Here is a 14,296-nt window from a genome sequence, read left to right on the forward strand (position 1 = left end):
AATCCCCCTCTGTTCTTCTGATACCAGATTAACAAGATAAGGGGTGATAACTCAAATCCAATTTTGGGGCTTTAGAGTGTTTGCTCTCTTGGGAGAAGTGGCCGCACTGGTGTTATACGTGACAGTTCCATTGGATTGGAAGCTCCACTTCATCACTGTATTGGGTGCAGTGGTATTTGGCATGTCCACTTTTATCAGAAATGCTCCTTATCTACTTGCAGTAGGACCGCTTATTGGATCGGCTACACTGAATTGGACAATTCTCTTAAGGTATAGAAGATTGTAAGCAAATCGAAATAGAACGGAGAGATTGTCATGAGGAAACGTGAGCGTCGGTCATTTACAGACGAGTTCAAACAGCAGATGGTTCAGCTTTATGAGAATGGCAAACCTCGTGCAGATATTTTAAAAGAGTATGATCTGGGTGCATCTGCGTTTGACCGTTGGGTCAAACAGAGTAGAACTACAGGGTCTTTCAAAGAAAAGGACAACCGAACAGCGGAACAAACGGAACTGATGGAGCTACGTAAGGAAAATCAACGATTGAAGATGGAAAACGATATTTTAAAGCAAGCAGCGCTGATCTTCGGACGAAAATCATAGTGATTCGATAAAATGCACATAAGTACTCCGTATCTGCCATGTGTTCCATACTCAAGGTAAATCGGAGTACCTACTATTACGAAAGTAGCCAGCAGTCATCTAGCGATGATGAGGTGGAGCAAGCAGTCATACGTATTTTTGACGAGAATCAGCGCGTTTATGGAACCAGAAAGATCAAGGCACCCATCCAAAAAGAAGGACGAATCGTTTCAAGACGGCGCATGGGACGCTTGATGAAAAAGAATGGCCTTGTATCGGCGTATACGGTTGCCCAGTATAAACCACATAAGTCACCGTGTAACGATTCACCCATCCAGAATGAACTGAACCGCGAGTTTACAAAAGATGAACCACTAGAGGCGGTTGTGAGTGATTTGACGTATGTTCGAGTCGCAAACAAATGGCACTACATCTGCCTGCTCGTGGACTTATTCAATCGGGAGATAATTGGGTATAGCTGTGGAACCAGTAAAGATGCCGCACTGGTCTACCAAGCTTTTGCAAGCGTAAAAGGAGACCTACAACACCCAATAGTTAGTCCGGAAGGCTTTCTAATAGATCATTTGCAGAATATCTTATTTTTGCACATTCTTCTAATATGCTTCTTGCAATCTTTTTCACCTCTAAATCTTTCAAATTAATACACAGGTAATATGAAATTTGTGCAAAAATATCATAATTGCTCCATCCACCATACCCCGTCGCCTCTGAATACCCATATGAAATCGATTGTAGTATTTTACTTTGATATACGCTCTCAAATTTCACTATGATTTTTCCAAATGATGATAGTTTATGAGTAACTATGAACTTGCTAATTCTATCTGAATCTACCAAATTCATAATAAACTCATGAACCTGAGTATCGTATTGATTGTTCAATATTTTGTTAATTGCGTACTTTCTGTTTTCCTTCTGATCTTGACTTTTCAAAATAACTTCAATATCATTGATTATTTGGTTAACAGAATCATATCGGAGTGCTTTATCTCTGGAAATGCAGCGCTCGACCACAGTTTTGAACATATGGTTTGGATCAACTTCATTATATGTAAATACATAATCAATTATTTTGCCGATGGAGTAGATATCACTTTTAAGGTCTAATTTTGTAAAGTCTGAGATAGCAAGGGGATCTACAAATAAATGATTGTTTTTCTCGGTATAAGATGACTTCATGCTCCGTTCGATTGATAAATCCTTACTTAACCCGAAATCACATATTACAAAATCCTTTCCTACTTTCAGTATATTCCCCAAGTGCAAATCTCTATGAATGATTGACTGCTCATGAGCGAATGCCATCCCTTTAAGTATGTCCATGATGATTTTTAATTTATCTTCAAAAGAAAGCTCCAACTCATCATTTAAGTGCTTCAAAAGGTTTTTATCACCTTGTTCCATCAAATAAGAATTATTTTCAGGATTAAAATCATAGACATTTAAAACTTGCGGACAACCACTAAGTTTTTGCATATTCTCAAATTCATACTTCAAGCGTTTTTTTAACTTCTCATCGTTCTGGTAAAAGGGCTTTAATTCTTTCCTCAAGACCCCTTCACTTACACGAACTATATTGCAGTAAGATCCAGAGTCAAGAATATCATCGGGTATTACAGCAATGTAACCAATATCAGGGTTGATAACCTTTATGTTGTCTCTCTTCAATACTTTAGTAACTAACTCAATCATATGATTACTCTTCTCTTTGTTTATGGTTGAGTGTTTAAGAATATTCAAAATATTCCCCAACACCTGTAGGCACTTCTTGGGAGGCAAGTTTTTATATTGTTCAGATAAATACTTATCATCAACAAAAGTAAAACTACCATTATGATCAAAAAAGTCTACAATGTCTAAATAATCAACACTTAATACAGAATTATCAAAGTACCAATCTAAAACAAGCCCATAATAATTCCAGTTGGTTTCAGATATTTTCCCCTCCCAAAAATGCTGATCAAAGTAATTTAGAATTTTAATATAATTTTGATCAGATAACATAGACTCTCACCCATCATTAATAATAGTAAATGACTATATTAGCAAAAATTAATCGTTTGTAACTTTATCAACTTTTTTGAAATCACCAATTAATATATCAAACTCTTCACGGGAAGCGCCAAGCTCCTCGTTTACCCACGTTATTGTTCCATGCTTACTTTCATGATTAAGTTCACATTCAAATCCAAACTTTCTGTAGAAATGCTCTAATCTTTCAATATGATCCCAGTCTACACCTGAAATCCATCCGGTAATGTACTTTATTTCCAGCTGATGAGCAAGCTTCAAAAGCCCTTCCATCATGATCGATCCATAACCTCTGTTAACCCGTTCTCCCTGAATACGAATATCCGCAATTCGCATATGCTTATTTTCTGTATCAACTATTAAAAAGACGGCTGAGTCAGGAACCTTTACCCCCCTTTTGGATATAACTTTCACTTTTAAGGTAATATCTTCATCGTCCAGATCATCACCATAAAATAGTCGATAAACAACGATGCTCTCACCATACCGATTTTGAGCTACATTAAGTACTTTATGCCCGTCTTTCTCAAGGTTAGTAATCTGCCACTGAACCTCATTTTCCAGATCTCCCTTTTTCTTCAATGAGATTGGTTTATACTCTCTCTTGAGATCTGTAAATGGATCGCCATCTCCAAATAAATCCTTAAAAAAATTAGATAGCTTCAAAGATGTAGTTTCATCATTCGAATGGTTCTTTTTCGCCACCAGTATAGTCTCCCTTCATCATGAGATCCATAATTTCTGTTTTAGACTGATTGTTGATTATGGATGGGACTATTCGCTGTATAACAGCGATGGAGCTTCAAAATTGTATTCCGTCTTGCTGATGAAAGTAATTGTTCATCCATTCTAAATCAGTGGCTCCTTGAAGCAACCAAGCATCCATATGTAACTCTACCTTTGAAATAGCTCCAAGCATATAATTCGAGATTGAATGGAGATTTTGGTGAATTGCGTACAGCTTACAGAACAAATCATTTGGCATAAAGTTTAACTAAAAAAACCTACTACCCCGATTGTTTTTACTTTGATATTCGGATCTTTCCTATATCTTTCTACTACCCTGTGGTTCCCATCAATAACAATCCGCTCTCTAGTAGGAGTAAAATCCACAACGATAACTGGCATGTCGTTGTTGTAGGCATATTCCAAACGACTCTTTTGTATATCTGTTCTTTTAGTATATGGATATAGTTCTTCTGCAGTAGGTTCAAATATTTGTCCACGCCCCTGCTTAAATACATAATTAATTGATGCTTGGGCTCTGTTAATATCCCAAATTAGGCTGTAGCCGCCTTTGCAGTGTGTAAATGCTTCCTGAATCGCCACATGATTCACCCACCTCTCCGGACAAATTTTCATACTTTTCAGAAATATCATTTATTTCATGAATGCCCTTGTTGAAAACGGTCTGCTTGGATGCATATTTCTCTTTGATTGCCCAAATTACTACGCTAATAGGAATGTCCTTGGCTTTGTAGACATTCTCAATTTCCTCGAACATATTCCAAATCAGTAAGAAACCAACCGTCTCCGCACCAACAAAGAGTTAAATAACCTAACCCCTCACCTGTATTCGAATCTTTTGCTTCCGCCCATGGAAACCGTTCGAACAGCTTGTCTTATAAATTTGATTACACCTGCCCATTAAAATTCTCACCATGTACCTATTAACTAGGTGAGAAAATACGCCTCAAATATTCAGGAATTTTAAGCTCTATATATTTTTCGTTAAAGAAATATATGGAGGAAAGAGAAAAAGTCTCCGAATATATCTTTACTCACAGACAAAGTATACAGCTTTTATTTATATGAAAAATCAGATATTCCATAAAATATCCTATAACAATGTCTAGGTATTATACATTATCCCAATGGAAATGAACTTGGGTATAAAAACACTATAATTTTCTATTCACCGAGCATATCCCATACTTCATAATGCTACATACCATACATAAACAAAAGGTGACCATAACTGGTCATCTTTACTCGTTTCACTTGGATTATTTCACCGTTTTCGCATATCCATGAATAGATTTCAGCACACGATACTACATATGTAAAAAAACTTATCACGATTAAGTTGTAGACAACTCGTCTACAGATTTACGAATAGGAATACATTCAATGCTTTCGTCTACGTGACGTCTACAATTTCGGTCAAAGGAAACGCCCAGACCGATGAAATCAAAATATGTAGGTGGAGGCGGGGGGATTCGAACCCCCGTCCGAAAACAGCGATACATGAGCATCTCCGAGCGCAGTCACTCATTTAGTGTTTCGGTGACGGATTCGCGGAGTGACGCGCTGACCCGGCACCTAGCCTGATTGGTCTTCTTCCTTCGGCTCCAGGCGGAAGCCTCCGGCGTAGCCCGTTAAAGTTGAGCCCTATCCACGGCACACGGGCCGATGCAGTGGGAGAGCCTCACTGGTTATTAAGCAGCGAGAGAAAGTTGTTTGTTGCCAGTTAATGGCGTTTGCGTTGATGACGAGGTCCGCAACCCCCCGGCTCGCTTCTCATGCTCTACCATTCCCGTCGAATCCAGAACGCCCCCATGGTATAAGGTGAGAAAAAGTCCAGGTGAAGAACGATGGATCCGCACCCAGACTGTCGCTTACAAAGTCGTGTATGCTTGCTGCCTACTTACTATAGCACAAGCAACAGCCATAACTCAACGTGGATTGCTGCCAAGCCTGCCAAAGCAACCCATACGGCCTGCCATCAGACCTTTTGTCGTTCGCGCAGGGCGCGCTCGACTTCGCGGGCCGCGTCCTTTTTCTTGAGGTCTTCGCGCTTGTCGTAGTTCTTTTTCCCTTTGACCAGAGCAAGCTCGACCTTGGCCCAGCCGCCCTTCAAATAAATGCTCAGCGGAACCAGCGAGTAGCCTCTTTCGCGAATCAGGCCGTTCAGCTTGAGGATTTCCAGCCGTCTCATCAACAGCTTGCGGGTCCGCTCCGGCTCGTGGTTGAAACGGTTGCCCTGCTCGTACGGGCTGATATGCACGTTGTACAGGAGCAACTCGCCGTTTTGCACGCGGGCGAAGCTGTCCTTGAGCTGGACACGCGCGGCACGCACCGACTTGATCTCCGTACCGGTCAGGGCAATCCCTGCTTCGAAGACTTGCTCGATGTGGTAATCGTGGCGCGCTTTGCGGTTTTGAGCGACTGTCTTGGTTCCGGCTTTCTCTTTGGACATGGAGATCACCTCGCTTGTACGTACTGCGTTTCGTAACAGTTAGTCTAGCAAATTTCGCCCGCCGTGGCAAGTCATTCACCGGACAACGCCGCCTTGCCAGGCCAAAGCGGTCGAAAAAAGAAGGCCGCGTCCCCCTTCAAGGCCGTTCCCGCCTGCTTGCGGTGCCTCCTGTATAGAACTGGAGCCGCGCCCTTCCGCAACCGTTTAACGCCGCTTCCGTTTCGCTTGACTGACCACGTTTTTGCGATTCTTTTTCTTGGAGCGGACAAAATCCTCCCAGAAGCCCTTCTGACGCTGCCCTTGGGACTCTTCTCCGCCCGTCCCGATCGGCAGGACGTCTTCGCTGCCAACGGCCGGTCCGGCGGATGCGGGGCGGGAAGCCTTGTTTCCTTCGCCTTTGCGACGACCCTTGTATTTTTGGCGGATTTCTGCCGGGTGTTTCTTGTCTTTCTCGCGATCCGCTCGCTCAGGGCGACCGCCACGCGCGCGATCCTGTTTGCCGCGAGTCGGCTTGCGACCTGTGCCCCGGCCGTCGATGACGCGCGGCGTACGCTCGCGGCTGCCGCGGAATCCGGCTGCCTTGGTCATGCCGACGATCTCGAAGTCGATCGTGCGCTCCTCCACGTTGACGTTCGCCACGCGAACCTGCACAACATCCCCGATCCGGTACTGCTTGCCGGTCCGTTCCCCTACCAGCGCGTACATCTTTTCGTGGTAATGGTAGTAGTCGTCGGTCAGGAAGCTGATGTGTACCAGGCCCTCGATCGTATTGGGCAACTCCACGAAAAGCCCGAACGAGGTCACGCTGGAAATGACGCCCTCGAATTCCTCTCCGACGCGCTCCTTCATGAACTCTGCTTTTTTCAAATCGTCTGTCTCACGCTCGGCATCGACCGCCAGCCGCTCGCGCTGGGAGGCATGCTCGGCGATAATCGGCATGTGCTCGGCCCAGTACGCCAGACGCTTTTCCGACAGGTTGTTGCCCTGTTCGATCCATTCCCGGATGCGGCGGTGAACGATGAGATCGGGGTAACGGCGAATCGGCGACGTAAAGTGCGTGTAAAACTCGGTGGACAAACCGTAGTGCCCGAGACTTTCCGCATCGTAGCGCGCCTGCTTCATGGATCGCAGCATAACTGTGCTAATGATGATCTCTTCCGGCGTGCCCTTTACTTCTTCCAAAAGCTGTTGCAGGGCGCGCGGATGAACGGAATTGCCCTTGCCGCGAATCGAGTAACCGAAGTTCGTGATGAACTCCATGAAGGCCATCAGCTTTTCCGCATTCGGGTCTTCGTGCACCCGATACATAAACGGCTGTTTCATCCAGTGAAAATGCTCGGCCACGGTTTCGTTGGCGGCCAGCATGAATTCCTCAATGATTTGCTCCGCAATCGAGCGTGTGCGAAACCCGATATCTGTAGGGATTCCCTCTTCGTTGACATAAATTTTCGCTTCCCGGAAGTCGAAGTCGATTGCGCCGCGCTGCATCCGTTTGGCACGCAGCTTCAAGGCCAGCTTCTCCATCTCCTGAAACATCGGGACAAGCTCGCTGTACTTCTCGATCAAGGCTTCGTCCTTGTCTTCCAGGATGCTGCGCACGTCGGCGTAGGTCATGCGCTCGTTAGTGCGAATCACGCTGAGAAAAATATCGTACTTCACGAGCTGCGCGTTCTGGTCCAACTCCATGTCGCAGGAGATCGTCAGGCGATCCACCTTGGGATTCAGACTGCATATTCCGTTGGACAGACGATGCGGCAGCATCGGGATGACGCGGTCTACCAGGTAGACGCTCGTGCCCCGGCGATACGCTTCGTTATCCAGGGCGGATTTTTCGCGAACGTAATAGCTGACGTCGGCGATATGCACACCGAGCCTGACATTGCCGTTCTCCAGCACTTCCAGCGATACGGCGTCATCCAGATCCTTGGCATCCGCCCCGTCGATGGTGACCATCATCCGGTCGCGCAGATCGCGGCGTCCCCTGATCTCCTCTTCGGAAATCTCGTCCGGCACTGCTTCCGCCTCGGCCAGGACTTCCTCCGGAAACGCTTCCGGCAAGTTAAACTTGCGGATGATGGACAGAATATCTACGCCCGGATCGTTTTTATGCCCCAGAATCTCGACGATCTCTCCCTCGGGATTGACCCGTCCTTCCGGGTAGCGAACGATGTTGGCGACGACCTTGTGGCCGTCCACCGCTCCGTTGTACGCCGTTTTCGGGATAAAAATATCTTTGCCAATCCGCTTTTCGTCGGGAATCACAAACGCGTAATACGTCTCGTCCTTGAACGTGCCCACCACCCGGGTCATGCCCCGTTCGACGACGCGAATAATCCGCCCTTCCAGGCGATTCCCGTTCGCTTCCTTCTCGACACGAACCAGTACCGTATCTCCATGCAGCGCTCCATTCATGTCGTTGGCATGGACGTAGATGTCTTCCGCGCCAGGCGTTTCCGGGATAATGAATCCGAAGCCCTTTGGATGGCTTTGCAGACGCCCGCGCACCAGGTTCATTTTTTCCGGTACCCCGTATCGGTTCGCACGCGTGCGAATCACCTCGCCGCTTGCTTCCAGTGCGTTCAGCGTCTTTACCAGCTCCTTGAAGGAAGCCGAATCCTTGATTTCAAACGCTTCCTCCAGCTCCCTCACCGTCATCGGGTGATAGGCTTGCTCCCGCATGAACGCGAGTATCTTTTCTTGATCTGTCATTCACAGACCTCCTTTTTTTGAGTGGCTCTGCCCGCTCCTCCATTTTATCCATTACTATGTAGTATTCACCTTTCATCTACATCGCAATCGGAATAGCGAAAAAGACAGCAAGTCGCACCCGCTGTCTTTCGGCTAGTCGTCTATTACGCTCCTGTTTTCAAGAAATATCCGAGCAAAATCGCAAAAAGCATGAAAGCAACCGCAAATACAACGGTCAGTTTCCCTAAAAGCGCATCAATCCCACGGGCTTTTTGCTTGCCCATCAGTTGCTCTGCACCGCCACCAATCGCTCCCGAAAGGCCGGCACTTTTTCCAGATTGCAGCAACACGACGATAATTAAGCCAATACTTGCGATCACAAGTAAAATTTTCGCAGCCAATGCCATCTTCATTCACCTCAAAACGGATTTCCAAGGCGGTAAAAACCAATACACTTACTGTAACATACTTGTCTGACGTCAGCAACCCAGTATCCCTTCCATTATATATACACCCTCGCCTCCCTGAAAATAATATCCGGGCATTTTACGCACAATATAGGCGACGATACAGGAAAAGATGAGTTTGCACAAAATTGGCAAATTGTGTACTTTCTTTGTCTGTTTGGCCGTCGCCTTGCAACTGTCAAGATTTTGCCGTAAAATTGCAGGTGAACCTTTATTATTGCGCCGGGAGGTCTTTGTCAAATGGCTGGGTCCAACAAAAAAGACATGAATCAAAACGACGTAATTGATTCCGCGAAGGCCTTTTTTACTTCGTTTGGTATTTTGTTCCTCGTTTTCCTCATTGCACTCGTAGGATCGATTATTTTCCCGCCAAAACATGGGGAAGAAGCGCAAGGTGGCGGTGCGCCTACTGCCAATATTGATGCTGCAGCTATTTTTAAACAAAACTGTTCTTCCTGTCACGGGCAAAACCTGGAAGGAATTGCAGGACCCAACCTGACAAAGGTGGGCGGGAAATACAGCGCTGAAGAGATCGCCAAAATCATCAAAGAAGGAAAAGGCGGCATGCCTCCAGGATTGCTGAAAAAACAACCGGAAATTCAAGCAGTGGCTCAATGGCTGTCGGAGCACAAATAGGTACATAAGATAGCCTGTAGGGAGAAACACCGGAGACTCGTCCTCTTCGGTGTTTTCCCGTTGATGGGGGAATTTTTACATGAATACCGTCATGGAGATAGAATCTTTGGGCAAAAAAGCCCTCTCTTCACCCGGCCTCTGGCTTTTTCGCGATCTGAGCGCGACCATTTCGGAACCAACCATTATTGGAATACTCGGAAAATCAGGCCAGGGCAAAAGCACCCTGCTGCGCATTCTCGGGCGGCTTTTGCCACCAGACAGTGGAACGATTCGTCTGGACCAAAAAGAGATGACCCAGTGGGAAAGCCCTGCCTGGCGAATGAAAGTAAGCTATGTCGCCCAGCAGGCGATCATGCTGCCAGGCACAGTGGAAGACAATCTGCGTACCGTAAGCGTATTGCATCAGCGCCCCTTCGACGAACGGCTCGCCCGCACGCTGTTTGAACAGCTTCATTTGGAACAGGTCGCGTGGTCAAAGCCGGCTGAGCAGCTTTCCGGTGGCGAAAAGCAGCGGCTGGCTCTGATCCGCACTCTGTTATTGCAGCCGGACGTCCTGTTGCTGGACGAAGTCACGGCCTCGCTGGATACCACCAGCAAACAGGCCACGGAGCGATTGCTCGTCGATTGGCATGCCCAGACCGGTACGACCATTCTCTGGGTCACGCACGATCTGGCGGAAGCCCGCAGCAGCTGCCAGCGCATCTGGTTCATGGCCGAGCATCAGCTGCAAGCCGACGTGCCCACTCACGCCTTTTTTCAGGCGCCCCCTACGATGCAGGCCCGCGACTTTTTGCAAAGCGCTCCTGCGCACCCTACAGGCAGCGAGGTGCGCGCATGACGTATTCATCCATCTGGATTGCCTTTGCCTTCGTCCTGATTGCTCTTTTCCTCTCCCTGTGGCAAAAGCTTGGACTGGAAAAAGAGATCGCCATCGGCACCATTCGTTCCACCGTGCAGCTGGTGGTCATCGGCTATGTCTTGCAGATCGTTTTCCATGCGGACAGCCTGCCGTTTCTGTTGCTGATGATCGCCATGATGATTGGCGTCGCGTCCTGGAACGCCGCCAGCAAAGGAAAGCGGCTGCGGGGCATTTTTTGGCGGATCGTCATGTCGCTGGCTGTAACCGAACTGATTACCATGGGGCTTTTGGTGGCACTCGAACTGGTTTCGCCTACGCCCCAGTACCTGATTCCGATGAGCGGCATGATTATCGGCAGTTCCATGATTGTATGCAGCCTGTTTCTCTCTCATATGAATCGCGAAGTGGAAACCTCCCGTGGCGAGATCGAGACGCTATTGTGCCTGGGAGCGACGCCCCGGCAAGCTGTGCAAGCTGCGCTGAAACGGGCTGTCAAAGCGAGCATGATCCCTACCTTTGACACGATGAAAACCATCGGGCTCGTTCAGCTTCCCGGGATGATGACCGGCATGATTATCGCTGGCGCAAGCCCGGTCGAAGCCGTCCGCTACCAAATTCTCATCATGCTCAGCTTCAGCTCCTCTGCCGCCATCTCGGCTGTGCTGATTAGCATGCTGGCCTATCGGCTCTGGTTTACCCATGACGCCATGCTTCGCCCCTAACCGAACGAATTCCAGAAACTGTCGGTCATGATTCCGGCAGTTTTTTTCGTCTTTTGTAATGAAAGCGCGCCTGAGTCGTCAAATTACAAGTAGAAAGCAAAAAAAGGTGGTTCCGCCATGGACAAAAACAGCATCATCGAGCAATGGTTTCTGCGCTATAGCGACGACATCTACAAATTTCTCGTCTACTATACCGGAAACAAAGACGTGGAAGATCTCGTCCAGGAGGTATTCCTCAAGGCGCTGCGGTCACTGGAATCGTTTGAAGGCAGATCGCAACCCAAGACCTGGCTGCTCACCATCGCCAGGCATACGGCCATCGACTTTGCGAGAAAACAGCGTTTTCGCAACTGGCTGCCGGACAAATGGCTCGCGTCCGTTCAATCCGAAGCAAAGACGCCAGAGGAAATCTTGCATGCGCACGCCGAACAACAAGCGCTGTACCATGCGCTGCGGCACATGAAGCCGGCCTATCGTGAGGTGCTGATCCTTCGCGGAATCAAGGGGCTATCCGCCAAAGAGACCGCCGAAGTATTGGAGTGGTCCGAAAACAAGGTCAACGTCACGTTGCACCGGGCCATGAAGGCCGTAAAAGAGCAGCTCCTACAGGAAAGAAAGGGGATGGTTGGCGATGCCATTTAAAACAGATGAACAACTTTTAGATGAAATGAAAGGACTGCCGGACATGAAAATGAGGGAAGGAAAAAAACAAGCGATCTTGTCGACCATTCGTTCCGCCGACGCGCATGCACGGAATTCATCCGCACCTGTTCCCTCTGGCCGCCGCTTCTCCGGGCTGGGAAAAGGCCTGGCGGTTTGCTCCGTACTTGCGGCCACGATCTGGATGGGAGCGACCCTCGTCAGCAACCATCAGCCAAGCGCCCTGCCGGATGTGTCCGCCTCGCCGACGCCCGGCTCGACCTCGGCTTCTCCAGGACCTGATGCCGGCAAAGGGACTGCCGTGAACCCTGTGCCTGTCAGCCCACAGTCCGATCAACTGTTGCCGCTTATCCGCACGGAAGCGGAAAAAGGAAAAGGGGTTTTTGCACCGTACACCGTGGAAAACACCGTCTTCGATCAAGTCGAAAAAGACTGGGGCAAGCCTGACCATACCATGCAAGCCAACGGACTCACCTACTCGTCCTACGCCAAGCGCGGGGTGGCGTTCGGCTACAACAAAGGCATGCAGTTGGTAGACATCCGCACAACCGATCCCCGCTTGCAGCAAATCCGTCTGTCCGACGTGGAAAAGGCGTGGGGGAAACCGAACCGGGTCAGCGAATTCGGCAATCAGACCCTTTACACCTATGACGTGACGAGCAAATACCAGGTCAAGTTCAGCTTCCAGGGGGGAAAGAGTGCGGGTGACACGGATCTCGTACTCGTCCAATACAATGTGTACTACCCGCAGGGCAACAAAAACCTGATGCTGTACGGCAGCAATATCGCCATCCTGCAAGACCTTCGCGAGCTGGCCAAAAACGGGCAAACGATTGGCAGCGAGTATCGGGTAGAACAGGACGTGTTCGATGAGATCGAAAAGCAAATCGGCAAACCCGATGTCGTCTCCTACGTCAATGGACTCACGTACAATACGTACCGGGATCGCGGACTGGTCTTCGCTTTCAACAAGGGCATGCAGGTCGTCGATATTCGTTCCTACGACTATCGCCTGCAAGCGATCACGCAAGCGGAGGTTTTGCAGGCGCTGGGCAAGCCGAGCAGCACGGCTACCGTCGCCGGGCAAACCATCTACACGTACCAGGTTACACCCGATTACGAGTTGAAAATCATCTTCTCCCAAACAGCGGGTGCAGCGGAGAACCTGTACATCGATCATGTCAACATTTTCTATCCGCGCGGCACCATCAACAACATGGCGGGCTGATCTCATGTACCGTTCGCCAAGCATACAAAAAAGACAGGGGCGATGGCTCCTGTCTTTTTGTGTTGCTCGATTATTGGCCGAGGATGTAGCCTTCCAGCTCATCCAGCACTTTGTTCGCTGCGATTACGCCACCGGAAGTGTTCCAGATGGTGTCATCCACTTTGAACGCTTTACCTGCTTTGACTACGTTCAGGTTTTTCCACAGAGGGTCGTTTGTCCATTCTTGCTCGATCTTGGACGCTTCGCCTTTTCCTGTCTCATACGTGAAGTAGAACATGATGTCGCCGTCCATCTCTGGAATGCGTTCTTTGGTTACTTCTGCTGCGAACTCTTCTTTGTCTTGGGAAGCTGGACGAGCCAGACCCAGGTCTTTGAAGATTGCGCCAGTGAAGGTGTCTTTATAGTAGATACGAACTTTACCAGGCATGAAACGCACGACGGATACTTTCGTTTTCAGCTTGTCGCCCGCTTTTTCCTTGAACTCGGCTACGCGCTTGTTCCAGTCAGCGATGATTTTCTCGCCTTCCGCCTTTTTGTTGACAGCTTCTGCGTACAGGCTGAAGTTTGCTTTCCAGTCGCCGCGTGGCTCTTCTACGAATACGGTCGGAGCGATTGCGGACAGCTGTTGATAAATTTTTTCATGACGGAATTTCATACCGAGAATCAGGTCAGGCTTCAGGGCAGCGATTGCTTCCAGGTTTGGCTGACCTTCTGTACCAACAGACTTGGTGCCTTCCAGGAAGGACTTGGTGAAATCGTAGAATTGAGTCGGATCATGCGCGGCACCAACAGCACCTACTGGCTTCACGCCAAGTGCCATCAAGGTTTCTGTCCCTTGGTTGGTCAGCATGACAACGCGCAGTGGTGTACCTTTAATTGTGGTTTCGCCCATAGCGTGTTTGACTGTATAGGATTGGTCGGAACCGTTGGCATTGCCTGTAGCCTGTTCAGCAGGCTTTTGCTCTGCCGGAGTTTGTTCCGTTGCCTGCGGAGTGCCGCAACCAGTGACCACCAGCAACAGCGCCATCAAAACCGCAAAGAACGCTTTAAACCCTGCGGTCCGATATGTACGAGAAAACATGGTAAGAGGACCCCCTTAACGATTTGTGTAATTGAGAATGTCAATCAATGACAATGATTATCCTACCTTCATGTCTGGCTACAGTCAAGCACAAATTGATAATGACTATCAACATCATTGAC

General features: G+C 48.2%; 12 protein-coding genes, 1 other RNA gene and 2 pseudogenes. 7 read left to right on the plus strand and 8 right to left on the minus strand.

Annotated elements, in window-relative coordinates; all coding sequences use genetic code 11:
• Positions 1-315: 315 nt before the first annotated feature.
• Together ACTHO6_RS19120 and ACTHO6_RS19125 are read left to right on the plus strand one after the other, a co-directional pair.
• Positions 316-690: pseudogene (locus tag ACTHO6_RS19120) on the plus strand (transposase); the annotation flags it as partial.
• A gap of 26 nt (positions 691-716) precedes the next feature.
• Positions 717-1,127: pseudogene (locus tag ACTHO6_RS19125) on the plus strand (IS3 family transposase); the annotation flags it as partial.
• A gap of 10 nt (positions 1,128-1,137) precedes the next feature.
• On the opposite strand, the gene ACTHO6_RS19130 reads toward ACTHO6_RS19125, so the two are convergent.
• From ACTHO6_RS19130 to secG, 7 genes are all read right to left on the minus strand, one after another.
• Complete coding sequence (locus tag ACTHO6_RS19130; protein ID WP_440243261.1) at positions 1,138-2,607, minus strand: protein kinase domain-containing protein; 1,470 nt, start codon at positions 2,605-2,607, stop codon at positions 1,138-1,140.
• A 48-nt stretch (positions 2,608-2,655) separates the two neighbouring features.
• Positions 2,656-3,339 (minus strand): hypothetical protein, encoded by a 684-nt coding sequence (locus tag ACTHO6_RS19135; RefSeq protein WP_440243262.1) that lies wholly within the window; start codon positions 3,337-3,339, stop codon positions 2,656-2,658.
• Between the two features lie 285 nt (positions 3,340-3,624).
• Positions 3,625-3,963 (minus strand): hypothetical protein, encoded by a 339-nt coding sequence (locus ACTHO6_RS19140; protein WP_440243263.1) that lies wholly within the window; start codon positions 3,961-3,963, stop codon positions 3,625-3,627.
• An 872-nt stretch (positions 3,964-4,835) separates the two neighbouring features.
• Positions 4,836-5,192, minus strand: a transfer-messenger RNA (tmRNA) gene (gene ssrA / locus ACTHO6_RS19145).
• Between the two features lie 167 nt (positions 5,193-5,359).
• Entirely contained in the window at positions 5,360-5,833 is a 474-nt protein-coding gene (gene smpB / locus ACTHO6_RS19150) for an SsrA-binding protein SmpB (protein ID WP_440243264.1), read from the minus strand.
• Positions 5,834-6,037: 204 nt separating this feature from the next.
• Complete coding sequence (gene rnr / locus ACTHO6_RS19155; RefSeq protein ID WP_440243265.1) at positions 6,038-8,542, minus strand: ribonuclease R; 2,505 nt, start codon at positions 8,540-8,542, stop codon at positions 6,038-6,040.
• Positions 8,543-8,685: 143 nt separating this feature from the next.
• Positions 8,686-8,928: a preprotein translocase subunit SecG gene (gene secG, locus ACTHO6_RS19160; RefSeq protein WP_376881105.1), complete on the minus strand. Its 243-nt coding sequence runs from the start codon at positions 8,926-8,928 to the stop codon at positions 8,686-8,688.
• Positions 8,929-9,228: 300 nt separating this feature from the next.
• On the opposite strand from secG, the gene ACTHO6_RS19165 reads away from it, so the two are divergent.
• The 5 genes from ACTHO6_RS19165 to ACTHO6_RS19185 all read left to right on the plus strand — a co-directional run bounded on the left by ACTHO6_RS19165 (position 9,229) and on the right by ACTHO6_RS19185 (position 13,093).
• Positions 9,229-9,624: a YqzM family protein gene (locus ACTHO6_RS19165; protein ID WP_440243266.1), complete on the plus strand. Its 396-nt coding sequence runs from the start codon at positions 9,229-9,231 to the stop codon at positions 9,622-9,624.
• 79 nt (positions 9,625-9,703) lie between these two features.
• On the plus strand, positions 9,704-10,462 hold the full coding sequence (locus ACTHO6_RS19170) for an ABC transporter ATP-binding protein (protein WP_440243268.1): 759 nt from the start codon (positions 9,704-9,706) through the stop codon (positions 10,460-10,462).
• Positions 10,459-11,205: an ABC transporter permease gene (locus tag ACTHO6_RS19175; RefSeq protein ID WP_440243269.1), complete on the plus strand. Its 747-nt coding sequence runs from the start codon at positions 10,459-10,461 to the stop codon at positions 11,203-11,205. Before ACTHO6_RS19170 ends, ACTHO6_RS19175 begins: the two co-directional genes overlap by 4 nt.
• A gap of 117 nt (positions 11,206-11,322) precedes the next feature.
• Complete coding sequence (locus tag ACTHO6_RS19180) at positions 11,323-11,847, plus strand: RNA polymerase sigma factor (RefSeq protein ID WP_440243270.1); 525 nt, start codon at positions 11,323-11,325, stop codon at positions 11,845-11,847.
• Entirely contained in the window at positions 11,837-13,093 is a 1,257-nt protein-coding gene (locus ACTHO6_RS19185; RefSeq protein WP_440243271.1) for a YjgB family protein, read from the plus strand. The genes ACTHO6_RS19180 and ACTHO6_RS19185 overlap by 11 nt, the downstream gene beginning before the upstream one ends.
• Positions 13,094-13,163: 70 nt before the next feature.
• Here ACTHO6_RS19185 and ACTHO6_RS19190 read toward each other — a convergent pair whose 3' ends face one another.
• Positions 13,164-14,174 carry an ABC transporter substrate-binding protein gene (locus tag ACTHO6_RS19190; protein WP_440243272.1) on the minus strand — a complete coding sequence of 337 codons (1,011 nt, stop codon included), beginning with the start codon at positions 14,172-14,174 and terminating at the stop codon, positions 13,164-13,166.
• Positions 14,175-14,296: the final 122 nt, after the last annotated feature.

This window comes from Brevibacillus sp. SAFN-007a, from assembly GCF_051967035.1.
Lineage (GTDB): Bacteria > Bacillota > Bacilli > Brevibacillales > Brevibacillaceae > Brevibacillus.

Bases quoted from the DNA above. Each gene is read 5' to 3' on its own strand.
- ACTHO6_RS19185 (WP_440243271.1), top strand. From the start codon at position 11,837: ATGCCATTTAAAACAGATGAACAACTTTTAGATGAAATGAAAGGACTG.
- ACTHO6_RS19180 (WP_440243270.1), top strand. From the start codon at position 11,323: ATGGACAAAAACAGCATCATCGAGCAATGGTTTCTGCGCTATAGCGAC.
- rnr (WP_440243265.1), bottom strand. From the start codon at position 8,542: ATGACAGATCAAGAAAAGATACTCGCGTTCATGCGGGAGCAAGCCTAT.
- ACTHO6_RS19175 (WP_440243269.1), top strand. From the start codon at position 10,459: ATGACGTATTCATCCATCTGGATTGCCTTTGCCTTCGTCCTGATTGCT.
- ACTHO6_RS19170 (WP_440243268.1), top strand. From the start codon at position 9,704: ATGAATACCGTCATGGAGATAGAATCTTTGGGCAAAAAAGCCCTCTCT.
- ACTHO6_RS19165 (WP_440243266.1), top strand. From the start codon at position 9,229: ATGGCTGGGTCCAACAAAAAAGACATGAATCAAAACGACGTAATTGAT.
- secG (WP_376881105.1), bottom strand. From the start codon at position 8,928: ATGGCATTGGCTGCGAAAATTTTACTTGTGATCGCAAGTATTGGCTTA.
- ACTHO6_RS19130 (WP_440243261.1), bottom strand. From the start codon at position 2,607: ATGTTATCTGATCAAAATTATATTAAAATTCTAAATTACTTTGATCAG.
- ACTHO6_RS19190 (WP_440243272.1), bottom strand. From the start codon at position 14,174: ATGTTTTCTCGTACATATCGGACCGCAGGGTTTAAAGCGTTCTTTGCG.
- smpB (WP_440243264.1), bottom strand. From the start codon at position 5,833: ATGTCCAAAGAGAAAGCCGGAACCAAGACAGTCGCTCAAAACCGCAAA.